At 50.4% G+C, this 24,971-nt stretch carries 22 protein-coding genes and 2 pseudogenes; 7 read left to right on the top strand and 17 right to left on the bottom strand.

All coding sequences use genetic code 11. The features are described from left to right. The 3 genes and pseudogenes from ACTF7Q_RS05410 to ACTF7Q_RS05400 all read right to left on the bottom strand — a co-directional run. Positions 1 to 930, bottom strand: a pseudogene (locus tag ACTF7Q_RS05410) (hypothetical protein); the annotation flags it as partial. Positions 931 to 1,079: 149 nt separating this feature from the next. After that, positions 1,080 to 2,249, bottom strand: coding sequence for a M20 aminoacylase family protein (locus tag ACTF7Q_RS05405; RefSeq protein WP_438996837.1), 1,170 nt, complete (start codon positions 2,247 to 2,249; stop codon positions 1,080 to 1,082). Between the two features lie 195 nt (positions 2,250 to 2,444). Continuing rightward, positions 2,445 to 2,600: a hypothetical protein gene (locus tag ACTF7Q_RS05400; RefSeq protein WP_438996836.1), complete on the bottom strand. Its 156-nt coding sequence runs from the start codon at positions 2,598 to 2,600 to the stop codon at positions 2,445 to 2,447. A 60-nt stretch (positions 2,601 to 2,660) separates the two neighbouring features. Here ACTF7Q_RS05400 and ACTF7Q_RS05395 point away from each other — a divergent pair, with 60 nt between their 5' ends. From ACTF7Q_RS05395 to ACTF7Q_RS05380, 4 genes are read left to right on the top strand one after another with little or no spacing between them, the layout of a single operon-like run. Then, positions 2,661 to 3,959 (top strand): sarcosine oxidase subunit beta family protein, encoded by a 1,299-nt coding sequence (locus tag ACTF7Q_RS05395; protein ID WP_438996835.1) that lies wholly within the window; start codon positions 2,661 to 2,663, stop codon positions 3,957 to 3,959. A gap of 17 nt (positions 3,960 to 3,976) precedes the next feature. Beyond that, positions 3,977 to 4,378, top strand: coding sequence for a sarcosine oxidase subunit delta (locus ACTF7Q_RS05390; protein WP_438996834.1), 402 nt, complete (start codon positions 3,977 to 3,979; stop codon positions 4,376 to 4,378). Next, positions 4,378 to 7,419 (top strand): sarcosine oxidase subunit alpha, encoded by a 3,042-nt coding sequence (locus tag ACTF7Q_RS05385; RefSeq protein ID WP_438996833.1) that lies wholly within the window; start codon positions 4,378 to 4,380, stop codon positions 7,417 to 7,419. Before ACTF7Q_RS05390 ends, ACTF7Q_RS05385 begins: the two co-directional genes overlap by 1 nt. After that, complete coding sequence (locus tag ACTF7Q_RS05380) at positions 7,412 to 8,020, top strand: sarcosine oxidase subunit gamma (RefSeq protein WP_438996832.1); 609 nt, start codon at positions 7,412 to 7,414, stop codon at positions 8,018 to 8,020. The genes ACTF7Q_RS05385 and ACTF7Q_RS05380 overlap by 8 nt, the downstream gene beginning before the upstream one ends. Before the next feature lie 9 nt (positions 8,021 to 8,029). On the opposite strand, the gene ACTF7Q_RS05375 is transcribed toward ACTF7Q_RS05380, so the two are convergent. From ACTF7Q_RS05375 to pdxH, 3 genes are all read right to left on the bottom strand, one after another. Continuing rightward, a complete protein-coding gene (locus tag ACTF7Q_RS05375) occupies positions 8,030 to 9,583 on the bottom strand; it encodes a trimethylamine methyltransferase family protein (protein ID WP_438996831.1) in 1,554 nt (517 codons plus the stop codon). A gap of 38 nt (positions 9,584 to 9,621) precedes the next feature. Then, positions 9,622 to 12,060, bottom strand: coding sequence for a GcvT family protein (locus ACTF7Q_RS05370; RefSeq protein WP_438996830.1), 2,439 nt, complete (start codon positions 12,058 to 12,060; stop codon positions 9,622 to 9,624). A gap of 225 nt (positions 12,061 to 12,285) precedes the next feature. Further along, entirely contained in the window at positions 12,286 to 12,876 is a 591-nt protein-coding gene (gene pdxH, locus ACTF7Q_RS05365; RefSeq protein ID WP_438996829.1) for a pyridoxamine 5'-phosphate oxidase, read from the bottom strand. A gap of 222 nt (positions 12,877 to 13,098) precedes the next feature. Here pdxH and ACTF7Q_RS05360 point away from each other — a divergent pair, with 222 nt between their 5' ends. The 3 genes from ACTF7Q_RS05360 to aroC all read left to right on the top strand — a co-directional run bounded on the left by ACTF7Q_RS05360 (position 13,099) and on the right by aroC (position 15,896). Beyond that, complete coding sequence (locus ACTF7Q_RS05360) at positions 13,099 to 13,686, top strand: hypothetical protein (RefSeq protein ID WP_438996828.1); 588 nt, start codon at positions 13,099 to 13,101, stop codon at positions 13,684 to 13,686. Between the two features lie 295 nt (positions 13,687 to 13,981). After that, on the top strand, positions 13,982 to 14,800 hold the full coding sequence (fabI, locus tag ACTF7Q_RS05355; RefSeq protein ID WP_438996827.1) for an enoyl-ACP reductase FabI: 819 nt from the start codon (positions 13,982 to 13,984) through the stop codon (positions 14,798 to 14,800). A 1-nt stretch (position 14,801) separates the two neighbouring features. Continuing rightward, positions 14,802 to 15,896 (top strand): chorismate synthase, encoded by a 1,095-nt coding sequence (aroC, locus tag ACTF7Q_RS05350; RefSeq protein WP_438996826.1) that lies wholly within the window; start codon positions 14,802 to 14,804, stop codon positions 15,894 to 15,896. Here the strand turns inward: aroC and ACTF7Q_RS05345 are convergent. The 11 genes and pseudogenes from ACTF7Q_RS05345 to ACTF7Q_RS05295 all read right to left on the bottom strand — a co-directional run. Next, positions 15,893 to 16,690, bottom strand: a complete 798-nt coding sequence (locus ACTF7Q_RS05345; RefSeq protein WP_438996825.1) for a TlyA family RNA methyltransferase — start codon at positions 16,688 to 16,690, stop codon at positions 15,893 to 15,895. The two genes, aroC and ACTF7Q_RS05345, sit on opposite strands and share 4 nt — an antisense overlap. Positions 16,691 to 16,762: 72 nt before the next feature. Next, positions 16,763 to 18,685, bottom strand: coding sequence for a 1-deoxy-D-xylulose-5-phosphate synthase (dxs, locus tag ACTF7Q_RS05340; RefSeq protein ID WP_438996824.1), 1,923 nt, complete (start codon positions 18,683 to 18,685; stop codon positions 16,763 to 16,765). Between the two features lie 144 nt (positions 18,686 to 18,829). Beyond that, complete coding sequence (locus ACTF7Q_RS05335) at positions 18,830 to 19,738, bottom strand: polyprenyl synthetase family protein (protein WP_438996823.1); 909 nt, start codon at positions 19,736 to 19,738, stop codon at positions 18,830 to 18,832. 8 nt (positions 19,739 to 19,746) lie between these two features. After that, a complete protein-coding gene (locus tag ACTF7Q_RS05330) occupies positions 19,747 to 20,013 on the bottom strand; it encodes an exodeoxyribonuclease VII small subunit (protein WP_438996822.1) in 267 nt (88 codons plus the stop codon). Between the two features lie 27 nt (positions 20,014 to 20,040). Continuing rightward, the gene (locus ACTF7Q_RS05325) at positions 20,041 to 20,508 is read right to left on the bottom strand and encodes a helix-turn-helix domain-containing protein (protein WP_438996821.1); all 468 of its coding nucleotides are present in this window, start codon (positions 20,506 to 20,508) and stop codon (positions 20,041 to 20,043) included. Between the two features lie 140 nt (positions 20,509 to 20,648). Continuing rightward, complete coding sequence (pip, locus tag ACTF7Q_RS05320) at positions 20,649 to 21,593, bottom strand: prolyl aminopeptidase (protein ID WP_438996820.1); 945 nt, start codon at positions 21,591 to 21,593, stop codon at positions 20,649 to 20,651. 74 nt (positions 21,594 to 21,667) lie between these two features. Beyond that, positions 21,668 to 22,174, bottom strand: a complete 507-nt coding sequence (locus ACTF7Q_RS05315; protein WP_013045942.1) for a CarD family transcriptional regulator — start codon at positions 22,172 to 22,174, stop codon at positions 21,668 to 21,670. Between the two features lie 338 nt (positions 22,175 to 22,512). Beyond that, on the bottom strand, positions 22,513 to 22,851 hold the full coding sequence (gene fdxA / locus ACTF7Q_RS05310) for a ferredoxin FdxA (RefSeq protein WP_438996819.1): 339 nt from the start codon (positions 22,849 to 22,851) through the stop codon (positions 22,513 to 22,515). 86 nt (positions 22,852 to 22,937) lie between these two features. Continuing rightward, positions 22,938 to 23,399, bottom strand: a complete 462-nt coding sequence (locus tag ACTF7Q_RS05305; RefSeq protein ID WP_438996818.1) for a TerB family tellurite resistance protein — start codon at positions 23,397 to 23,399, stop codon at positions 22,938 to 22,940. Continuing rightward, positions 23,400 to 23,822 carry an RNA-binding S4 domain-containing protein gene (locus ACTF7Q_RS05300; RefSeq protein ID WP_438996817.1) on the bottom strand — a complete coding sequence of 141 codons (423 nt, stop codon included), beginning with the start codon at positions 23,820 to 23,822 and terminating at the stop codon, positions 23,400 to 23,402. Between the two features lie 7 nt (positions 23,823 to 23,829). Then, positions 23,830 to 24,971: pseudogene (locus tag ACTF7Q_RS05295) on the bottom strand (disulfide oxidoreductase); the annotation flags it as partial.

Genomic DNA, 24,971 nt, shown 5'->3' with positions numbered 1-24,971 from the left:
GGTATAGGCGTGGGTGCTGCTGGTTGTCTCGGTCAAATCCAGGGTGAGGGTGCCAGACTGCGTAATGTCCGGCCTGTTTCCGCTAATGATCGCCACAAGTTGATCCTGAAACGCGCCAACTTTCTCTTCAAGGTTCGCAACCGTGGTCTCAAGTCCCTTGATCTTTCTGGCGTTTTCCTCAATCAGGTCGCGATTTTCCTCAACGAATCTGGTGATGCCGGGTAACGCCTTTTTCGCCGCCTCGAATGCCAACTGCTTTTCCGCGGTCAACGCCGGGCCATAGGGGTTGTCAACCAGCGGATTGAAATTTGGGAAAGCGGATACCACTTGTTCCCGCGTTGCAATCCCTGTCGCGATCAGGTGCGTCAGCGCCGAGACAACACTCGCCCCCTCAGGGGCCAGCCATGTGCCCTCCAATGGTCTGTCGGCATTTACGCCCGTCCCACCTTCCTGGCTATCATCACCAAGATCGGTGGCACCAGTCAGATCGACGATATAGCGTTTGCCCTGATGCTGGGCCGGAATGGATCCGCTGAAATTGCCTGAACCGTTCGTCTTGCCGATAAAATAGTCAATCTGCTTGTTCAGCCTACCGTCGCCATCGACATCAACATAAACGCCTGCATTCTTAACCGGCCCATCATATACCTGACCCGATCGCGAAAGCATCTGTGCAGCCGGCGTCCCGCTTGTCGTTGCACCGCCGCCACCGCCACCACAAGCGGCAAGCATCAGTGCCAATGGCCAAATACCGGGGGATAAAGAAGGTGCAACGCGAGACGCCAGCGGATTAGCCGCCGATGCGGACACTCCAGAAAGGCTGGAACCTGATAAAAGCGCCCGCACAATCACAGATGACGACATCACAGATAATGATGCCGCATGGCGATGGCGCATATCCAAATTATTCAAACGAAGATCATCAGGCATATAAGCCCCCAAACAAAATCCAAAAACCATAAGACAAGATCAAAAGATCAATTTCTGGAAATTATATCTGGGTGGGCTTAATTTTTCGTTAATTGGCCTCTGTTAATTTTGATTATTTTTGAAGGCGTGACAAAAGCGGCAAACGGAGGCTATTTGACCAATTCGGTTTCGACAAGACGCGCCCAATAGCTGGCACCCAAGGGTAGAAGATCATCATTGAAATCATAGCGCGCATTATGCAGATTACCATCAGATTGCGGTTCGCCAGCGCCAAGCCAGATATAAGCACCGGGCTTTTCTTCAAGCATGAAGGCAAAATCCTCGGACGCCATCGACGGCTCGATATCGGTAACGATTTTATCATCGCCCAAAACAGACGCGGCAACAGAGGCGGCGCGATCAGCCTCGGCCAGATGGTTGACGGTTGGCGGATAACCCGCGATCCAGTCAAGTTCAAGCCCACATCCATGCGCCGCGGCGGTGGTGGCGGCAATCTCGCGAATGGACGCTTCCAATAACGCCCGCACATCTGCCGAAAAAGCGCGAGCTGTCCCCGCCAGACGCGCGGTACCCGGAATAACATTCATCGCACTGCCAGCTTCAAAAATCGTGACCGATACAACCGCCGGTGATAAAGGCGACACCCGGCGTGAAACAATGCTTTGCAAAGATTGCACCAAGGCAGCCCCACAAATAATCGGATCAACCCCCTGATGCGGCATAGCGCCATGCGCGCCAACACCATTGAGGCGAATGTCAAACATATCAGCCGCCGCCATACAAGCCCCACGATGAACCCCGATAGTGCCCACATCAACCCCCGGCCAATTATGCATACCCCAGACCGTTTGCATGTCAAACTGGGTAAACAGACCATCATCAGCCATGGCTTTGGCTCCGGCGCCTTCTTCTTCGGCAGGCTGAAAAATGAAATAGACAGTGCCGTCAAAATTCCGTGTTTCAGCCAGATATTGCGCCGCCCCCAAAAGCATAGTCGAATGACCATCATGACCACAGGCATGCATACGCCCATCTATCTGCGAGGCATGGTCAAATTCATTCAATTCCTGCATCGGCAAGGCATCCATATCAGCGCGCAAGCCGATCGCCGCATCACTGTTGCCTGTGCCGCGTAAAACCCCAACAACACCCGTCTTGCCCATGCCGCGATGCACCTCAATACCAAAGGATGCAAGCTTGTCGGCGATAAAATCCGAGGTCCAGACTTCCTCATAGGCGATTTCCGGATGCGCATGCAGAAGATGCCGCCAGCCACGCATATCGTCATGTCGGTCAGCGATCGAATTTATAACAGCCATGGGGCGCTCCTCATATCATTTGCTATTGCATCAAAGGGGTCATCATAGGACGGCAAGATGATGCTGACCATGCCCAATAATGGCATAATCGCAACCAGCGTCAAGCACGCGCAACTTTACGCATAGCAGTAGCTTAAATTTAATTCTGGTTTCGGGGATTTTATATTTTTGATGTCAGTTTCAAAGCGGATTTTGCTATTCTTCGGGTGCGGAAATTGTTATTGACTGTGAGATTGCGCCGAAATCGAGGCTATTAGCGTTTCGTTTGGTGCGCATGTCGAAAGAAACAAAACCCGCGTCGCTGACAAGACAGGGATCGACCTGGCCAAAGCGCAGTGTGTGATGCTGCATTTAGCAACAAATGTCCCGGTTCAATATCTGGGCAAACATGGTGATTTAGGAGTGGATGACATGGCCGGAAACCAGCCTGATCGAGGTAATCGCGGACTGCCAGGCGGCAAACAAAAATATTCTGCCTTTGCCCTTGCGCGGCAATCGATGAGTTACCATCAGGACTGGCAACGCGCCTGGCGCGACGCCGAACCCAAAGCCGAATATGATGCGGTGATCATTGGTGGTGGTGGGCATGGCCTAGCTACAGCCTATTATCTGGCAGCTGTGCATGGCATGACCAATATCGCCGTCATCGAAAAAGGCTGGCTTGGCGGCGGCAATACAGGCCGAAACACCACCATCATCCGCTCAAATTACCTGTGGGATGAGTCAGCCGCGATCTATGAACATTCGATGAAATTATGGGAAGGTATGTCGCAGGATCTTAATTTCAACGTGATGTTTTCCCAACGTGGCGTTCTGACCATCGCACATAGCGAACATGAAGTGCGCGAAATGTCACGTCGGGTGCATGCGATCCGCCTGAACGGAATTGATTCAGAAATTCTAGGCCCTGCGGAAATTAAGGCGTTTGTGCCCTGTATAAATATTGACCAATCAATCCGCTATCCGGTTATGGGTGGGTTTTTACAGAAACGCGGCGGCACCGCACGACATGACGCCGTGGCATGGGGATATGCGCGCGCGGCAGATGATCTGGGGGTTGATATCATCCAGAAATGCGAAGTTACCGGATTACGCCGACAGGGGCGCAAGATTGTTGGCATCGAAACAACGCGCGGCTATATCAAAACTGGCAAGGTTGGCTGTGTTGTTGCTGGCCATTCAAGTGTTGTGGCCGAAATGGCCGGTATCCGTCTGCCCTTGGCAAGCCGTCCTTTGCAAGCATTAGTATCCGAGCCAATCAAGCCGATACTCGATACCGTGATCATGTCAAACGCAGTGCATATGTATATCAGTCAGTCTGATAAAGGCGAAATGGTGCTAGGTGCGGGTGTCGATAAATATAATTCCTATGCCCAGCGTGGATCATTTCCCGTGCCTGAGCATATGCTGGCCGCCGCTGTTGAATTGTTTCCAGTGTTGTCGCGTCTGCGCATGCTGCGGCATTGGGGTGGCATCGTTGATACCTGCCCTGATGCGTCGCCGATCATTTCAAAGACCGATATTGACGGGCTTTATTTCGATTGTGGCTGGGGTACTGGCGGCTTTAAAGCCACACCAGGATCAGGTCATGTTTTTGCCGATCTGATTGCTAATGACCGTCCTAACAAAATTGCCGCCCCCTATTCGCTTGACCGCTTCCAGACCGGATTGCTGATTGACGAACATGGCGCTGCTGGCGTGGCGCATTAGGGAATAGGAAACCAACGATGCTGATTATTGATTGTCCCCATTGCGGCCCCCGCGAAGAAGCCGAATTTGCCTGTGGCGGTGAAGCGCATATTGCCCGCCCCTTGGCCGAGAATAATATCACCGATGCTGAATTCGCTGATTATCTGTTTCTGCGTGATAATCCCAAGGGCTTATTTCTGGAACGCTGGCGCCATACCGCCGGATGCCGACGCTGGTTCAATGTTGCACGCGATACGGTAACCCACGAGATCGTCGAAATCTATCCCATGGGGGCTTTACCCAAAAGCAAACCTGCGGCTAGTGCCTTTAAAAAAAGCTGGCGGCGGCAAAGCCCAGCCGAAAAAGCGGCATCGCCAAAGACTACATCGGCAAAGACTGGCTCGGCAAAGGCATCAGCTAGTAAAGGGAGAATTCGGTAATGGCATTTGGAAAGTCAAAATCCCCTGCAAAGCAAACATGCCGGGTTGCCACTATGGGACGTGTCAACCGCGCCAAACCGATCAGCTTTACCTTTGATGGCAGAATTTATCAGGGTTATGAAGGCGACACGCTTGCTTCGGCCTTGCTGGCGAATAATGTGCATCTTGTTGGGCGTTCGTTCAAATATCACCGTCCACGTGGTATTCTGTCGGCTGGATCGGAAGAACCAAACGCGCTAATCCGGCTTGGCAAAGGCGCTTATGCCGAACCAAACCTGCGCGCGACGCAAATTGAACTATTTGACGGGCTATATGCCGAAAGCCAAAACCGCTTTCCATCATTGGATATTGACGTTGGCGCGGTGAACTCGCTGCTTGGCCGGTTTTTTCCGGCTGGATTTTATTATAAGACCTTCATGTGGCCTGCTTCATTATGGATGACCTATGAGCATGTGATCCGCAATGCAGCTGGCCTTGGCAAGGTTGCCGATGACCATAATGACCCTGATCGCTATGAAAAAACCAACGCCCATTGCGATGTGTTGATCGCCGGTGGTGGCGCTAGCGGCCTGATGGCAGCATTGCAAGCCGGACGCAGTGGTGCCCGTGTTATTCTGGCCGATGAACAGAATGAATTTGGCGGTTGGCTGCTCAGCGAGAATGATGTTGAAATTGATGGCGATTCTGCCAGCACATGGATTGCCAAGACAGTGGCCACATTAGCCACCATGCCCGAAGTGACTTTATTGCCGCGGACAACCGTTTTTGGCTATATGGACAGTAACTATCTGACGCTGAATGAACGTGTGACCGATCATCTGGAAGAACGGCCAGCGCATTTGCCGCGCCAGCGGCTGTGGAAAGTACGCGCCAAGCAGGTGGTCCTGGCGCAAGGTGCCCATGAGCGTCCATTGGTCTTTAGCGGCAACGATTTGCCAGGCGTGATGATGGCCGGTGCTGTGCGTAGCTATATCAACCGTTACGGTGTTGTGCCGGGGAACCGCACGGCTGTCTTTACCAATAATGACGATGCCTATAGAACCGCGCTGGCACTGCATGAAGCGGGTGCCTATGTGACCATAGTCGATCTGCGGACTGATCCACGTAGTGCCTTGATAACTGCGGTAAAGCGTGCTGGCATTGATGTGCTGACAGGACATGCCGTAACAATCGCACATGGCGGCAAACGGATCGCCCGTATTGAGGTGGCACCGGTCAATAAAGATGCCACCCAAGTGGTTGGCGATCAGCTTCATTTTGATGTTGATCTGCTGGCGATATCGGGGGGATTGTCGCCTGCTGTGCATCTGCATTCGCAAGCACGAGGCAAATTGCAATGGGACGACACCAAGCTGTGCTTCAAGCCATCAAGCGTACATGAAGCCTGTTTCAATGCCGGTGCCTGTAATGGTAGCTTTGATCTGGCCATCGCGATGAAAGACGGCATGCGAAGCGGCACCAAAGCGGCCATTGCCGCTGGTTACAAATGTAAAGACGCCGATATGCCAGATGTTGAAACATTCAAACAAAGCTGGCGTCCATTGCCAGCCTGGAAAATCACTAATGGCAGTGACGCTGGCAAAGGCCCTAAAGCCTTTGTCGATTTTCAGAATGACGTCACCGCGACCGATATTGGCATTGCCGCGCGTGAAGGCTATCAGTCAGTCGAGCATCTAAAGCGTTATACCACAATGGGTATGGGCACCGATCAAGGCAAAACATCAAATATAAATGCGCTGGCGATTCTGGCCGATGCATTGGGAAGTGAAATTCCCGAAGTCGGCACCACAACCTTCAGAATGCCCTATACGCCAACGAATATAGGTGCCATTGCTGGCCGCGATATTGGCGCACTATTTGATCCGGTCAGATTGACCCGAATGGATGATTGGCACCGCAAAGCCGGTGCCAGATTCGAACATGTCGGGCAATGGATGCGAGCATGGTATTATCCGCAAGACGGTGAAAGCATGTCTGACGCGGTCAACCGCGAAGTACGCGCCGCCCGCGTGAGTGCCGGCATCCTCGATGCGTCAACGCTTGGCAAGATTGATATCCAAGGTAAAGACGCTGCCGAATTTCTAAACCGTATCTATACCAATGGCTGGTCAAAGCTGGCGATTGGTAAATGCCGCTATGGGCTTATGCTTAAGGATGATGGCATGGTCATGGATGATGGTGTGACCACGCGGCTTGGCGAGAACCATTTTCATATGACCACGACAACCGGCGGTGCAGCTGGCGTTCTGGACTGGATGGAAGAATGGCTGCAAACAGAATGGCCAGAATTGGATGTGTATCTGACCTCAGTCACCGAACAATGGGCCGTGGCAACATTGTCAGGGCCAAAGGCGGCTAACATTCTCAAAGATGCGCAGATCGATATTGACCTGTCAGCAAACAACTTCCCATTTATGTCGATGCAGGATTGTCACATTGGTGGCATTCCGGCGCGAATTTTCCGTATTTCCTTTACCGGTGAATTATCCTTTGAAATCAATGTTCATGCCCGCCATGGTCTGGCGCTATGGACGCATCTGATGAAGGCTGGTAAAGCCCATGATATAACCCCCTATGGCACCGAAGCCATGCATGTGCTACGTGCCGAAAAGGGTTTTATCATTGTCGGACAGGAAACCGACGGGTCGGTAACACCAACCGATCTGAATATGGACTGGATCGTTTCCAAGCAGAAACCCGACTTTATCGGCAAGCGTGCCTTGGCTCGCCAGTCAATGGCACTGGAAAACCGCAAACAGCTGGTTGGATTGCAAACCAAGGATCCAAAACGGGTGATCCCCGAAGGTGCGCATGTCGTAGTCGATCCCGATCAACCTATGCCTATGGAGATGCTCGGACAGGTTACATCGTCTTACTTTTCGCCAAATGTAAACCGCTCGATCGCTATGGCAATGCTGAAAGGCGGCCATAATATGATGGGACAGACGGTCTTTCTGCCTATGCTGGATGGAGACGTTATCGAGGCCGAAATAACCGATACTGTGTTTTTTGATCCGAAAGGAGAGCGCATCGATGGCTAATAATGCTATGCAAATTCCCGGACGCACACCCATGTCTGGACGAGATAACATAACGATACCTAACCCCGAAGGTGGTAAAATTGGGCTACAGATGCGTGAGTTAAAGCATCTTGGTAAATTGAATTTGCGCGGTGGCAAGGGGATCAATCCCATTGTCAATATGGCGACTGGTTGCAATCTGCCACGAAAAGCCAATAGCTTTGTATCGGCTGGCGAACGCCATGTTGTTTGGTTGGGGCCAGATGAATTCCTGATCTTGTGCGAAGCCGGTAAGGAACATGATTTGCACGGCATCATTGCATCGGAAATCAAGAACGGCCAGCGCGCCGCTATCACCAATGTCACAGATAGCCTTTGTGCATTTCGCCTATCCGGGCCTGCCTTATTAAAGGTGCTGGCCAAAGGCTGTGCGCTTGATCTGCATCCAAGCCAGTTCACACCAAGTCAATCCGCACAAACCATGCTGTCTCATGCCGCGATCACATTGCTGGCGATGCCGGATGACAGCATGACAATTATATGCCGGACGAGCTTTGCCGCCTATCTGCTTGACTGGATGGCAGATGCGTCGCTGGAATATGGATTTAATTTCAAAGCCTAGATAAATGCCCTAAAAATCGCTGTCTGGCAGGTCTTCCATACGGGTAGCGATATAAGCGCGCAATTCTTCATCCTTGGCGGGATCAAGCGGCGGGGCTTCATAGGTTTCCAGCATCTCGGCAACACGTTTGCGCGCGCGTTCGTTGCTTTCGGCCGCGCCGTCGGCAGACCATTGCTCATAGGTGGTGTTGTCGGCCAACTCGGAACGCCAGAAGGCAGTTTCAAAATTAGCCTGTGTATGGCTAGATCCAAGAAAATGCTGACCAGGGCCCGTTTCGCGCAAAGCATCCATGGCCTGGCCATTTTCACTGACATCGATGGCACTTACAAGATCCTGCATCATGGTCAGCTGATCGGCATCAAGCAATAGCTTGGCATAATCAGCAACCAAACCACCTTCCATCCAGCCAGCCGCATGCAGGACAAAATTAACCCCACCCATGACGGTTGGAATAATCGTATGTGTTGATTCATAAGCCGCTTGTGCATCAGCTGTCTTTGATCCAGTCAAAGAGCCACCAGACCGAAATGGTACATTCAGCCGCCGTGCAAGCTTGGCACAGGCATAAAGAACCTTGGCTGGTTCCGGCGTGCCAAAGGTTGGCGCACCTGTTTGCATCGACATCGAACTGGCAAAGCTGCCAAAGATGACTGGCGCCCCCGGATTGACCGCTTGGGTAAAGGCAATACCACTCATCGCTTCGGCTAATGTCTGAGCCAATGTACCTGCAACTGATACCGGCGACATAGCCCCCGCCAGAATAAATGGCGCGGTAATCACCGCCTGATTATTACGCGCATAAACTTTGAGCGCGCCCAGCATCGTATCATCCCAGGTCATCGGCGAATTGGCATTGATCAGGCTGGTCACAACCGTATTTTCGGCGACAAAATCAGCCCCAAATAATATTTTCGACATCTCGACTGTATCAGTAGCCCGACTTGGCGCAGTGACTGACCCCATATAGGGCTTATCAGACAGGCTTTGATGCGCATAAATCATTTCCAAGTGACGCTTGGTGATCGGCAGATCAACCGGTTCGCAGACAGTGCCACCCGAATGATGAAATCCCGGATGCATATAAACCAGCTTCACGAAATTGCGGAAATCTTCCATCGTCGCATAACGACGCTCACCTTCGAGGTCGCGAACAAAGGGCGGGCCATAGACCGGCGCAAAGACCGTCTTATTACCGCCAATTTCAACCGAACGTTCGGGATTACGTGCATGTTGTGTAAAACTGGCTGGCGCGGTCGCACATAGCTGACGGGCAAGCCCACGGGGAAAGCGCACTCTCTCACCTTTGATGTCAGCACCAGCATTACGCAGAATATCAAGCGCTTCTGGATCGTCACGAAAATCGATGCCGATTTCTTCAAGGATGGTTTCGGCATTATATTCAATAATTTCAGTAGCTTCCTCACTAAGAATATCTACCGGATCGATCTCGCGCGTGATAAAGGGCGCCGATAAACCTGCAGCCCCTGCCGCCCGCATCTGACGCCGAGCATCACGACCACCGCCACGGCGGCTTTTTCTTTCACTAGGCTGTGTTTCAGACATTGTTTATCCTCGTCTTAACAGATTACCAATAACGTACTCTAGGCGCGCAATTTTTCATTATTCGGATCGTATGGAGATTCATCGATAACAGTCGCTTTCAGGCGTTGATCCAGCACATCAATGAGTAATTCAGTACCCACGACTGCCAAATCAGGTCGCACCATAGCAATCGCCAGTGATTTATCAAGGCGGAAGCCATAACCACCGCTTGTAGCGCGTCCAATAACGGTGCCATCGGGCGTCATAATCGGGTTATTGCCAATCGCATCGGCGTCGGTTGTGTCATGCACATGTAATGTAACTAGCGCATTGGCAAAACCATCAGCCTGCCAAGCGGCCAGATTTTTCTGGCCTTTGAAATCGCCTTTATTGAGATGAACAAAGCGCTGTAAACCACTTTCAAGTGCCGCATATTCAATCGACAATTCAGTGCCAACAAGACGGTATGACTTTTCCAGACGCATCGCATCCATCGCGCGAATACCAAACGGCTTGATGCCAAATTCAGCGCCAGCTTTCATGATCGCATCAAAGATATGATTTTGATATTCAATTGGATGATGCAATTCCCAACCAAGTTCGCCAACAAAATTCATCCGGAATGCCATTGCCGGTGCCAGCCCCACATCGATCATCCGAGCCGACAACCATGGAAACGCTTCGTTACTGAGGTCGGAACGGGTGATCTTGGCAAGAAGATCGCGTGATTTTGGCCCCGCAAGAACCAGAACACCAACCGCATTGGTAATATTTTCAAAGCGCACTGACCCATCGTCAGGCATATGCTTTTTTAGCCAGTCATGGTCAAGGCGCTGGTTTGCACCTGCCGAAACAAGATAGAAGCTGTCGGCACTTTCACGCTGGATGGTGAATTCAGAATGCACACCGCCACGGTCAGTGAGCGCATGGCACAAAGCAACACGACCAACTTTCTTGGGTAATTTATTGGCAATCATATAATCCAGAAAGGCTTCGGCACCAGGCCCAGAAACACGTGCCTTGGCAAAGGCACTCATATCAAGAACACCGACATTTTCAGCTACATTTCTGACTTCATTGCCGACATGCTCAAACCATTTTGAACGGCGGAATGACCAGTCATCAACAGCCTCGACACCTTCGGGCGCAAACCAGTTCGCACGTTCCCAGCCAAATTTCTGGCCAAATACCCCGCCAAGCGCCTTTAGCCGGTCATAGCATGGCGCGGTGCGTAATGGACGCCCCTCTTCACGCTCTTCATCCGGATAATGGGTGGTGAATACATTCGCATAGGCTTCTTCATTCTTGACCTTGAGGTAGGATTGCGTTGTGTAACTGCCATAGCGACGTGGATCAACGCCAAGCATATCGATGGTAGGCTCACCCTCGACAATCCATTCAGCAAGCTGCCAACCTGCCCCACCAGCAGCGGTAATACCAAAACTGTGACCTTCATTGAGCCAGTAATTCGGCACATCCCATGCTGGACCAATGATGGGGTTGCCATCAGGTGTATAGGCAATCGCGCCATTATAGACCTTTTTGACACCAAGCTCGCCAAAAATAGGCACTCGGTGCATTGCCCATTCAATATGCGGCTCAAGCCGTTCCAAATCTTCCTGAAACAGTTCATATTCGGAATCATCGCTTGGCCCATCGACGTAACAGGCTGGCGCATTTTTTTCATAGGGCCCCAGAATCAGACCACCAGCCTCTTCACGCATATACCATTGACCATCCGAGTCCCGCAGGACGCCCATCTCTGGCTCACCAGCGTCATGCCGTGCTTTGATGTCTGGATGCGCTTCGGTAACAATATATTGATGTTCAACCGGAATCACAGGGATATTCAGGCCAACCATCTGGCCTGTTTTGCGCGCAAAGTTGCCTGTTGCCGATACGATATGTTCGCAGGTGATCTCGCCTTTATCAGTGGTGACTTTCCATTCGCCGGAAGCTGTCCGCGAAATAGCCGTTACCGTTGTATTGCGGTAGATTTCTGCACCACGGTCACGGGCGCCACGCGCCAGCGCCTGAGTCAAATCGGCAGGCTGAATATAGCCATCTTCGGGATGACGAATCGCGCCAATCAGGCCTTCGGGATTACATAATGGCCAATATTTGACAATGTCTTCCGGGGTCAGAAAATCAACATCGATACCGATTGTGCTGGCAACACCCGCATATTGACGATATTCGTCCATCCGGTCACGCGTTGTGGCCAGACGAATATTCGACACTTTGCGGAAGCCAACATTCATGCCGGTTTCTTCCTGTAACTGCTGATAAAACGCGACAGAATATTTATGAATCTGACCAACTGAATAGGACATGTTGAAAAGTGGCAGCAAACCAGCTGCATGCCATGTCGATCCGGATGTTAGTTCCTTACGCTCAATCAGAGCGACATCAGTCCAGCCTTTTTTGGCCAGATGATAGAGCGTACTGACACCAACAACACCGCCACCAATTACAACAACACGAGCATGTGATTTCATGCCGTTCCTCCTAAAAACTGGTAAATCATTTATCAATACCGCCTGCAACGCGGTATCTAATATCATGTATGGATGTTATGCATAGGCTGGATGAAAAGCATTTTTCATCCGACAGAATTTACCCAAATTTAGGCTAAAATCGACAAAACCGATACCTAGTCACACAATCAGGCTATAAAGCTTGTGATGTGGTATCTGTCGCTATCTTACGCGCGTTTCAGCTGGCTATGGATTTAGGCGCTGAATATCCCAACCAGCTTTGCCATCGTTGGTGAATTTGAAACGGTCATGCAGACGATGTTCGCCATCCGCCCAAAATTCGATTTCCTGTGGATCAATCGAAAACCCACCCCAATGTGGCGGCCGCGTCACCATGTCCGGAAAACGGTCTTCAACAGCGCGCACCTGGGCGGCAAGATCATCACGACTGGCAAGTGGGCGTGACTGGGCTGAAGCCCAAGCACCAATCTGGCTACCCCGCCCACGAGATGCAAAATAGGCATCCGACTGTGCTGGATCAGCCTTGGAAACAGGGCCGACCACACGTACCTGACGCCGCAGGCTTTTCCAATGGATGCAAAAGGCAGCCTTGCCGGTTGCCAGCAATTCATCGGCCTTACGGCTTTCGTAATTTGTATAAATCACAAAACCGGCAGGTGACCATTCCTTGAGCAGCACCATCCGCACCGACGGCATGCCATCAGCATCAACCGAGGCCAGCGCAACGGCATCTGGGTCGTTGATTTCGGCCTTTACCGCCTCGTCAAACCACGTTTGAAACAAACCAAACGGATCAGTTCCTGCGAGAATTTCCATCTTTATGCACTCCTTAAAAGGGTATTTGAAGCCAAAGCTGACCTAATTTTTTAAATGGTATGTTAGCGTCATGACAACAATAGGTGCGACGCATTGCCACCTGACACATATCATGGTCATCAATTATTTATTATATTATTTGCCAAAACATATAATTGCCATATTTTAATATCATACATATCTATAATAGATCGATATGGGCTAACAGATCAGGATCGTAAAATGTTGAAGCTTGTAACACAAAAACGTCGCTATAATGTCTTGTTCATGCCGGCTGTTTTTTCTCTTTTGGTGGCTGGTTCACTTGTTGCACCGACAGCATCCGCCGAGACACGGATTGAAACCGCCATCGGCACGGTGATACAATCGGATTCACTCACCACAAGTTACATAAGAGAAACACCAACCGACCAACGCACTTGCCGTAATGAAAATGTGCCTATCTATGGTGAAGCGCAGGGGGAAAGCTCGGATCTGGGCGCCATGATTATTGGCGGCCTGATCGGATCAGCCGTCGGTAATAAAATGTCGGATAATAATGGTGCTGGCGCTGCCGGTACCGTTGCTGGTGCTTTACTTGGTCGAGAACATGCCAAAAAGAACAATAAAGGGCAAAAGATTGTTGGCTATAACCAACAGGAAGTTTGTTCAGTGCAAACCGTGATGATCAAGGAAAATATCGAAAAAGTAACCGGTTATCGCAACACAATCGAAGTGGACGGACGAATTATTACACTTGAAACAAGCGCACCTTTGTCAACCGGATCACGCGTCGAAATTCGTAAAAGCATCGCCTATTCTATTCGCTAGATATTTGCTTTGCTAGGCAATATGCGGTAACGCACGCCGGAATTATAATGAAAAAATATAATAAATAGTTAAGGGTGGAAACTTTGTTTCTGCCCTTTATTTGTTTTTAAACAGACATTCTGGCGCACCGAAAGCGCATAGCATAGGGATGTTTTTCTAGCCTTGCTATTGCGCTTGTTTCACAAGGCTTTACAATAGCGGTTTAACCCAAAAGATGCTATGAACTGGCACAAATCTTTATAAAGGCACTAGGGACACCTGGGCCGCACGAATTTTAGTCAGAGGGATAAGGGTAATGGACAATCAAACCACAACAGGTTTCATGCAGGGAAAACGTGGCCTGATTATGGGCGTGGCTAATGAACGTTCCATCGCATGGGGAATTGCCGCCAAGCTGGCCGAACAAGGCGCAGAACTTGCCTTCACTTTTCAGGGTGAAGCCTTACAAAAGCGTGTAGTACCGTTAGCCGCCTCGGTTGGCAGTGATATTGTTCTGCCATGTGATGTTACCGATGAAGCCAGTATGGACGCGCTATTCGCGACATTGGCCGATAAATGGGGCAAGCTTGATTTTGTGCTACATGCGATTGCCTATTCGGATAAGGAAGAGCTGAAAGGTGGCTATGTTGATACCAGCCGCGATAATTTCAGCCGGACGATGGATATTTCGGTCTATTCCTTTACCGACGTTGCGCGCCGCGCTACCGCTATGATGAATGAAGGTGGATCATTGTTGACGCTGACCTATTATGGTGCCGAACGCGTGATGCCACATTATAATGTCATGGGTGTTGCCAAAGCTGCGCTGGAAGCATCAATCCGCTATCTGGCTGTTGATCTGGGCGGACGCAATATCCGCGTCAATGGCCTCTCTGCCGGCCCGATGAAAACGCTGGCCGCATCCGGTATTGGCGATTTCCGCTATATTCTGAAATGGAATGAATATAATTCACCATTGAAACGCAATGTAACGCTTGATGATGTTGGTGGTGCCGGTGCCTATCTGTTGTCAGACTTGTCGTCTGGCGTGACCGGTGAAACGCATCATGTCGATTGCGGCTATCACGTCGTCGGCATGAAGGCGGTAGACGCGCCTGACATTTCTGTAGTGTGACATGAGCGATAACAGCTTCGGCAAACTTTTTAATTTTACTAGCTTTGGCGAAAGCCATGGCCCTGCTATTGGTTGCGTGGTCGATGGCGTGCCGCCGAATCTGACATTGTCTGAGGCTGACATACAGCCCTATCTTGACCGGCGCAAACCAGGGCAAAACCGCTTTGTCACTCAGCGCAAGGAAGATGATACAGTTGAAATTCTGTCAGGCGTTTTTGAAGGCAAGACAACCGGCACGCCAATCGGGCTTTTGATCCGAAACAAGGATCAGCGGTCAAAGGATTATGGCGATATCGCCACCCAATTCCGCCCAGGCCATGCTGATTACACCTATCAGGCGAAATACGGTATCCGTGATTATCGCGGCGGCGGCAGATCATCGGCACGCGAGACCGCCGTCCGGGTGGCCGCAGGTGCGATTGCCAATATATTTCTGCAACAAGCTCTAGGCGCTGATTTTGGTGTCCGAGGCGGCGTTGTGCAGATTGGCCCGCATAAAATTGACCGCGGAAATCTGGACTGGGATGAATGCAATAATAACCCATTTTTCTGTCCCGATGCCACAGCAGCTGTTGCATGGGAAAGCTATCTCGATGATGTTCGCAAAGCTGGTTCATCAGCAGGGGCGATTCTGGAAATTGTCGCTGATGGCATTCCAGCCGGATTAGGACAGCCAGTCTATGGCAAGCTTGATACCGAGATTGCCGCGGCAATGATGAGTATTAATGCGGTCAAAGGTGTTGAAATTGGAAGTGGCTTTGATCTGGCCGCAATGGATGGCAGCCACGCTGGCGATGAAATGCATATGGAAGATGGCAACCCAGCTTTTGACAGCAATCACGCTGGTGGCATATTGGGGGGCATTTCGTCAGGTGCGCAAATCGTTGCACGCGTGGCGATCAAACCAACATCATCGATACTAACACCCCGCAAATCCGTCGATAAAGATGGCAAGGATGTTGAAATCATAACCAAGGGTCGGCACGACCCCTGTGTAGGCATTCGCGGTGTGCCTGTTGCCGAAGCGATGATGACGTTGGTGCTGGCCGATATGTTAATGCGCCACCATGCCCAATGCGCGATACTGCCGCGCTAAGCCGGTTTTTGCGCCGCTATCAGAAATTCCTTATTCCCGTCAGGCCCGTCTATTGGTGAATCTGTAACACCAATCAGTCGCCAGCCCATATCGTCACAAAGCCACGCTTTAACTTCGGTAACAACTTTGTCATGCAAGACGCTGTCTCGTACGATGCCGCCTTTACCAACCAGCCCCTTACCAACTTCAAATTGTGGTTTGATCAGCGCGATCAACACGGCATCGGGGGCAGCTAGTGCCATTGCCGCAGGCAAGACCTTGGTCAGCGAAATGAATGACGCATCACAGGTGATAATATCAGGTGCGAAAGGCATATCAGTAGCAGTCAGATGGCGGGCATTGGTTGCATCCATCACTGTGACACGGGGATCGCGGACTAGCGTCTCATGAAGTTGGGCACTGCCAACATCAAGCGCGACAACATGCGCCGCCCCATGCGCCAGCATGACCTCGGTAAAACCGCCTGTGCTGGCACCAATATCGAGTGCCAGTTTATCCGCCAGCGAAATACCGGTAAAATGATCAAGCGCGCCGACAAGTTTCAACCCTGCACGGCTGACCCATTTTATACCTGCCGAACGCACGTCAAAGACGCAATCAGGCGACAGAAGCTTGGCCGCTTTGCTAACCAAAAACCCGTCGGCAAAGACACCGCCTTCGTCAATCAGACTCTGGGCGCGCTCACGCGAAGTGGCATGGCCAGCCTCAACCAACAGCGCATCAGCACGGCGTTTTGACGATTTCTGCTGGATGGGGCGGTTGGCCGCATAACGTTTAGACTTGGCTTTGGACACAAAACAAACTGTAACAATAAAGGTAAACAAACATGGCTGAGACAGCCAAAAATCTAAATCAAAAAAGGCCTTTTACAGCGTGCTAGCTTTGCCCGAAGCTGACGTGCTGGACAAAGATGTTAGCATACGTTCGATACCTGCAGCATCTATGCCCGCAAGCGCGAGTTGGCCAGCCTGACTGTCATGTTCAATATAAATATCCGGCAAGGTCATAAGCCGCACCTTTAGCCCTGTATCAAGCAAGCCGTGATTGGTCAGATATGTCATCACATGCGCCGAAAAGCCACCCGGGCTGTTTTCTTCAACGATTACAAGCTGGCGGTAATTTGTTGCCAGATGCCCCAGCAAATCAGAATCAAGCGGCTTGGCAAAGCGGGCATCAGCGACCGCGACGTTCACCCCTTGTGCCGCCATTGAATCAGCTGCCGCCAGACAATCAGCCAGCCGCGTTCCCAATGATAAGATAGCAATATCGTCACCTTCACGAATCATCCGCCCTTTGCCAATTGGCAAAATTTCGGCTTTATCGGGTAATTCACAGCCGACACCCTCGCCACGCGGATAGCGCAACGCTGATGGCCCATCATCATAGGCAACCGAGGTTGCCACCATATGCGTCAATTCAGCCTCATCCGAAGGACACATGATCACCATATTCGGCAAACAGGACAGATAGGCTACATCATAAATACCTGCATGCGTTGCGCCATCAGCGCCAACAACACCCGCCCGATCAATCGCAAATCGCACCGGCAAATTTTGCAAACATACATCATGGATCAACTGATCGTAGCCACGTTGCAGAAAGGTTGAATAGAGTGCGCAAAAAGGCTTCATGCCTTCGCTTGCCATACCCGCGGCAAAGGTCACAGCATGTTGTTCGGCAATGCCAACATCAAAAACACGGCTAGGGAATTTTGCCTTGAGCTTATCAAGCCCGGTTCCTGACGGCATCGCCGCTGTTATCGCCACAATTTTGCTATCGGCTTCAGCCGCCTTAATAAGACTATTGGCAAAAACCGAGGTATAGTTCGGTACATTGCCAGCCGCCTTTTGCTGGGTACCGGTGATGATGTCAAATTTTGGAACCGCGTGATATTTTTCATGCGATTGGTCTTTAAAAGGATGCCCATGACCCTTTTCGGTGACTACATGCAATAAAACAGGCCCGTTTGTATGGGTATCACGCAGGTTTTTCAAAATCGGCAGCAGCTGGTGCACATCATGCCCGTCAAGCGGCCCAATATGCATAAAACCAAGCTGGCTAAAGACCGAATTGACGCCGATAAGATCGCGCGCAACATCTTTTGCACGGCGCGCTGTACGCTCTATTTCGGCTGGAAACTTGCTGGTCACTTCGCGGACAAGATCACGAATGGAATGGAATGGTTCCGATGTAATCAGGCGGGACAAATAACTGCTCATCGCGCCAACTGGCTGTGAAATCGACATATCATTATCATTCAAAATGACGATCAGGCGGCTATCGGACGCACCCGCATTATTCATCGCTTCATAGGCCATGCCTGCGCTCATCGCACCATCGCCAATAACCGCAATGACGTTGCGTGGTGTTGATTGCAAATCACTGGCAACAGCCATGCCGAGACCAGCGGAAATTGACGTTGATGAGTGCCCGGCTCCAAAGGGATCAAATTCAGATTCATCACGCTTGGTAAAACCCGATAAACCATCACGTTGTCGCAGGGTTTCGATACGATCACGACGATCAGTCAGAATTTTGTGTGGATAGGCCTGATGCCCGACATCCCAGATCAGGCGATCATCAGGCGTGTTAAATACATAATGCAAAGCAACAGTCAGTTCGACAACGCCAAGGCCAGCACCAAGATGTCCGCCTGTTTTGGCAACCGCGCGGATCGTTTCATGACGTAATTCAGCGGCTAGACGTTGAAGATCCGTTTCAGGAAGACGTCGCAAATCCTTGATGGCCGAAATCTTATCAAGCAAAGGTGTATTATTATTAACGGTCATCTATATCAGTCCATTCATGTCAGGCAGCTTACATGCTTGCATTACTATATTGGGTTGCCGCCAGATTTTGAAGGCTAGACTTTATTATCTTTACCGTATTTATGGCTGGAGTCAAATTTACGACATTTATCAGAACGTCAGATCCTAGGATCGGCGAGCAACAGCAAAGCCAGCCAAAGCCCGAAGATAGGCCGCAGCATCCTGCCATGGCGCCAATGCCATCTGCGCATTATCAATCAGGTTGGCAGCTTCGGTTTTGGCCTTTGCCACACCCATAAGCGTTACAAAGCTGGCTTTGCCTTTGATCGCATCTTGCCCCACCGGCTTGCCCAATCCATCAGAATCACCGTCATAATCAAGCAAATCATCGGCAATCTGAAACGCCAAACCCAGTTTATCAGCATAGGCCCCTATCGCGCTGGCCAAGGTTGATGATGCCCCCCCAACAAGCGCGCCGCAAGTAGCGGCACAAATAATGAGCGCCCCTGTTTTCATCATCTGCATCTGTTCTGTTTCGGCCAATGTCAGGGTGCGCGTTTCCGCCTGAAGATCAAGCATCTGCCCCCCCGCCATGCCCGCCAGACCAGAGGCGCGCGCAAGCGTTGTAACAAGCGCAACACGCACTGCTGGCTCAGGATGCGTCGCGTCATCTGCCAGAATCTCAAAAGCAAGTGTTTGCAAGGCATCACCAGCCAAAATCGCCGTAGCTTCATCAAAGGCTATATGACAGCTTGGCTTCCCGCGTCTTGTATCGGCATCATCCATGGCTGGTAAATCATCATGGATCAATGAATAAGCATGCAAACATTCAAGTGCCGCCGCCACGCGTAAAGCACGGCTATCTATATATGTGCTGGCAGCACTTTCAGTTGCTGCAAGCCGCGCCGCACCCAGCACAAGTCCAGCACGCATTCGTTTGCCACCATTCAGCACGGCATAACGCATGGCTTCGACAAGACGGGGCGCCTGCATGGACTGCGCATTAAAAATTATATCCAGCATATCGGCGCACTGATCCGCGTCAGTGGCAAGCTGCGCTGTAAAATCAGTCATGGAAAAGGTCACCCTTCGCCAGATGCGAACGGTGTCGTTTCGGTAGGCGCCGCGCCATCAGCAGGCAATTTAATCTGCTCTACCTTCATCCGCGCTTCTTCAAGGCGCGCCTGACAATGTGCTTTAAGCTGTGTGCCACGTTCAAAAGCCTTGATTGCATCATCAAGGGACACATCACCACGTTCCAGAGACGTCACAATCGTCTCTAACTCACGCAGTGCATCTTCAAAGCTTATGGTCTCAAAATTGTCGGTTTTAGTTTCGTTCTGGCTCATTCACCTACCCCTTGCTAGGATGGTATGTTACTCGCCAGCAAGGGTTGTGGCAATGGATTTGACCATTTCCGAAATGCGTTTTCGCACAAGTGGTTTTTCAATCGAATAATAGGTGCGCACTAGCTCCAATGTCTCACGACGTGCCATTGGATCCTTGATTTGTTGATCCGCCAGATCCAGAATTTCTCCGCCACGAGATACCCGCCGCGGTGAACTTTGCATTGTATTTTCTGTCATATCGTCAAAGAAATAATTAATCGGCACATCCAGAATCTGACCAATATCCCATAGACGTGACGCACTGATCCGGTTTGCGCCGCGCTCATATTTCTGAACTTGCTGAAAGGTTATGTTCAGTTCGGTGCCAAGTTGTTCCTGGCTCATGCCAAGCAAGGTTCGGCGCAAACGAACACGTTTGCCCACATGCATATCAACAGCGTTATTGTTCGTTATCCGAAAATTTCGTTCTGTGCGTTCTTCATCTAGTTTGGCCATAGACATAATCTCCTAGGATGATTTCGTTTACACCTGATGAATTAAATTTTTACTAACGGTTGTATTGGGCAGGTGCCAATGTTCAAAACTATTAAAGTTTATACTAATTTACTTTTCTGACTGCCTAGAAAATAGCCCTGTTAAATATAGGCGTCCAAGGCAGATAAAAGTGCCTGAGCAATACCCGACTCGAATGTCGAATGTCCGGCGTTATCAACAAGTTGCAACTTAGCCATTTTGCCCCAACGATGCGCCAAACTAGCGGCAGTCATCGGCGGGCAAATCACATCATGTCGTCCTTGTATTATATCGATTGGTAAATGATGCACAAGTTTGATGTGATTCATGATGTGACCATCAGGCATAAAACAGCCATTCATAAAGTAATGCGCCTCAAGCCGCGCCATGGTCAATGCCGATTTTCCACTGACATAACGTTGTTCGGCGCGCAAGGTCGAACAGGATGTTTCGTAGGATGACCAGCTATTGGCTGCCGGTTGATGAACCATGTTATCATCACTCATCAGACGATGATAATAATTCTCTAACAGGTTGTTACGTTCATTCTGCGGCAGAAAATTAACAAAACGAGCATGCGCTTCGGGGAAAAAACGTCCCATTTCGTAGAGAAACCAGTTCACTTCGGCGTCACTACCCAGAAAAATGCCCCGCAATATCAAACCTTGAACATGTTCCGGATAGGCGATGGCATAAGCCAATGCCAAGGTGCTGCCCCATGACCCACCAAACAATAGAAACTGATCAATGCCTAGCTGTTTACGCAGTGTTTCAATATCTTCAATTAAATGCAGGGTTGTATTATCGGCGGTTGCGCCCAGCGGGGTTGATCGGCCTGATCCACGCTGGTCAAACAGAACTGTCCGAAATTTATTTGGATTAAACAGCCGCCGGTGAACAGGCGAAATGCCTGCTCCTGGCCCCCCATGCAAAAACAGAACAGGAATGCCATCAGCATTACCACATTGTTCAAAATAGATTCGATGCTGTTGTTGTTCCAGCCAGCCTGTTTGAAAAGGCATAACCGGATCAAAAAGATCAATGTCCTGAATAAACGCGTTTGTCATCACTTGATATTGATCATTCTCACCATTTACATGCCTGAAAACAGGGTGGGATAATTCGCCCAAACCAAAGGACGTTAAGCGGCCTCAGCCATCATGTCTTCGAGCTTTAATGCCGCCGCATCTTGATCAATCTTTTCAATCGCAGCATATTCACGCGCCAGACGCTCTAGCGCAGCCTGATACATTTGCCGCTCGGAATAGGATTGTTCAGATTGGTTTGTACGCCGGTGTAAATCACGGACAACTTCGGCAATCGAAACCGGATCACCTGATTTGATTTTTGTTTCATATTCGGCCGCCCGGCGTGACCACATAGTCCGACGCACACGCGCTTTACCCTGTAACGTGGTGATGGCCTGATCCATTTGTTTGCTTGAGCTAAGCGTCCGTAGACCAAGTGTCTTGGCTTTTTCCATCGGCACGCGCAATGTCATGCGATCCTGTTCAAAGCGCACCACAAGCATTTCCAGTTCAATACCCGCAACTTCGCGTGTTTCAGTTCCAAGAATTCTGCCAACACCGTGGGTTGGATATACAACAAAATCGCCTTCTTCGAAGGCGGCGTCTGATTTACGTGCCATTTTGTTTCCCTAATGTCTGCTTCGAGACAATTGTAGCCATGAGCCACTATGTTATATCAATAATCAACAGCCATATGCTGTCTAGCGATGTGCAAACCAGCCCTTTGGTGCCAGTCAAACCAACATTGCTAAGACAACATTCAAATATGTAGCCGATAAATGCAGATCACATTATACACAAATCTGGCCCATATGACAATTGCATCTAAATGTGACCTAGACCACATCAATAGCTTATCGAAAAATCGATAAATTTGTTATTGATTCGACCGATGTCGTTATGACTGGCCCCTTTAAAAAAGCTAGTAAAATAGCTAGGTTTGGGTCAGCGGCTGATGCTAGCTACCTTTTCCGGGCGCTTTTGTGAAATATTTATCAAATTTACCCGTTTCGCTTTCGGCTGCTTTGGCATTTGGCAGTTCATCAATCTTTTGACCGATATTTGGCCAGATTTCAGACATGTCACGATTTAGATCAAGCCATTTTTCGGCTTCCGGCTCGCTATCAGGCAAGATAGCTTCGGGCGGGCATTCAGGCTCACAAACACCGCAATCGATACATTCATCTGGATGAATGACCAGCATATTTTCACCTTCATAAAAACAATCTACCGGACACACTTCGACGCAATCGGTATATTTGCAATTGATGCAGTTTTCATTGACGATATAGGTCATGTCAGACAATCCCATAGGCTGGCCCGAAGGCTGCAAACGCATTTTGATGTTTTTAGCAAGACATTAAAGATTTAGCCCAAATTAGATCAGGCTTCAAGACCCAGACGCGCACGGGCGCTTTTTGCCGCATGTGCAGAGGCGGCATCATCAATATACAGCAAACCTGCAAGCCGCCGCATGAGTTGGGCTTCGTAATCATGCAACACGCCATCAGCCAGCACTACCATCCAGATCATTTCCATAATAATGGCGCGTTCTTCGGCATCGGTATCATTGCGGATCTGACGGGTAATGCCGGAAATCTCGACACGATCATCATAGTCTTGACGTGCTGTCTCAATCATATCGTCAATGACATTAGGTGTCATCGATAGCTGGTGTTCAAGCGCGGTGGCAATCGCCGTACGCTCGGCATCGCCAAGTGTACCATCGGCCATTGCCGCTTCGATCAAAAGCCCAGCAACAGTTGTCGCCCATTCAGCATCGTCATTAGGTGTTTCGGCAACTTCATTATAGGTTTTTACCCAGCTTGTTAGTTTATTCAGCATCTATTCCTCGTCTGCCAGATGAATGGCTTTCAATTGATCGGTTTCGCGGCGCAGTCTTTTGGTGGGGCGGCCGCTGCCCCTTGTCCGGTCTTCAAAATCCCTTATGGTTTTGTCAACAGTCTTGGCAGTGACAACAGGCGGCGACAGATCATTATAAAGCGTTACCGCCTCGCTTGCTGGTCCACGGCGTTGTCCCAACGCCACAATCTCGATAACCCGCACATCATTCTGTTGCACAAAGGTCAATACCTGTCCCACTACCGCCGTGCGATGCGGCTTGGTCATGACTTCGCCATTCAAGCGTAATTTGCCCCTGGCAATAAGCTGTGTCGCCAAACTGCGGGTTTTGAAAAACCGCGCATACCAAAGCCATTTATCTAGCCGAAGGGCCTTTGTATCATCCGCCAATGGAGTGTCTTTCAATCAGCCATCAGTCCTTTAGTTTCAGATTTGCAAGCACCGCAAAGGGCGAATTTGGATCTGCCTGTTTTTCGGCAGGTCGCCGGTTTTGCGGTTGATTTCGGGATTGGTTTGGTGGCCGTTTTTTAGCCCCGCCTCTGTCTGATTTGCCGCGCCCCTGTTGTGCTTTTGCGTTCTTAGACTGCCCCGGTTTGCTGGCACCATCTGCTTTCGCAGCAGTATCTGTGCCATTCGGGGGCTGTTTGCCACGGCTAGATGCACGCTGAGGGCGGACTTTGCGTTTGCGTTCAAATAGCTGGATCGGCGGTTTTTCTGGATCTTCCGATGCTTCTTCACCCACAATGACACAACCAAGATCAAGCAACATGGCGCCCATCTGTTCACGCGTTGCCCCCGCCAGCGACAGCATATCTTCAGTCAGTTTAAAGCTGCCATCACGCGCGGCGGTTCGAACTAGCATTGCCACACGCTCAACCATATCAACCCGCATCACACGACCACCAAGCCGGCGATAGCCAACCGCCAGCCAGAAATTATCATCAACACCTTCTGGCGCATCAATGGCAACACGACCAGCTGGAGGCTCGATAGCAAAATCATTAATAGACAAAAACCCCTGATCCAGATTCCAGAGCAAAGCGCGTAAAGCGATAGGTGCCGGTTTCAGCATTTCAGGCATATACAGGCTTTCAACGCCAAAGCGGATACCTAGACGCGCCAAACGTGGCTTGTCAGCATCATGCATCGCCCGCGTCAAATGTCCGACTTCGGCTGTCGGTAGTGAACCCAAACGCTCGAACAGCATATAGGCAATGCCTCTGGCCGCACCAGTCAGACCTGCGGGCGCAGGCGGCGTTTTGGAAACTGTTTCCGAAACAGGTGCAGAAACTGGCGCAGATTCAGAAACTGGCGCTGGCGCAGAGTCTGATACGGTTTCTGCTTTCATATCCGGTTCAACTGAAGCCTCACCCGTTGAAGCCTCACCCGTTGAAGCCTCACCCGTTGAAACAGGGGACATTGCTTCAGATGAAGGCGGTGTTTCAATGAGCTTGTCTGTTGGCGTAGCGATTGTCATTGACGGCGCGGCGTCTGGCGTGGCCAGAATGGTCAATCGGCCAAGCACGGTGTCAATATGTGCACTGATAAAATCGG

The sequence above is a fragment of the Puniceispirillum sp. (SeqCode) genome (assembly GCF_965657105.1).
Classification (GTDB): domain Bacteria; phylum Pseudomonadota; class Alphaproteobacteria; order Puniceispirillales; family Puniceispirillaceae; genus Puniceispirillum.
The sequence above is the reverse complement of the archived record's forward strand: the minus strand, read 5'-3'. Positions and strand labels throughout refer to the sequence as shown.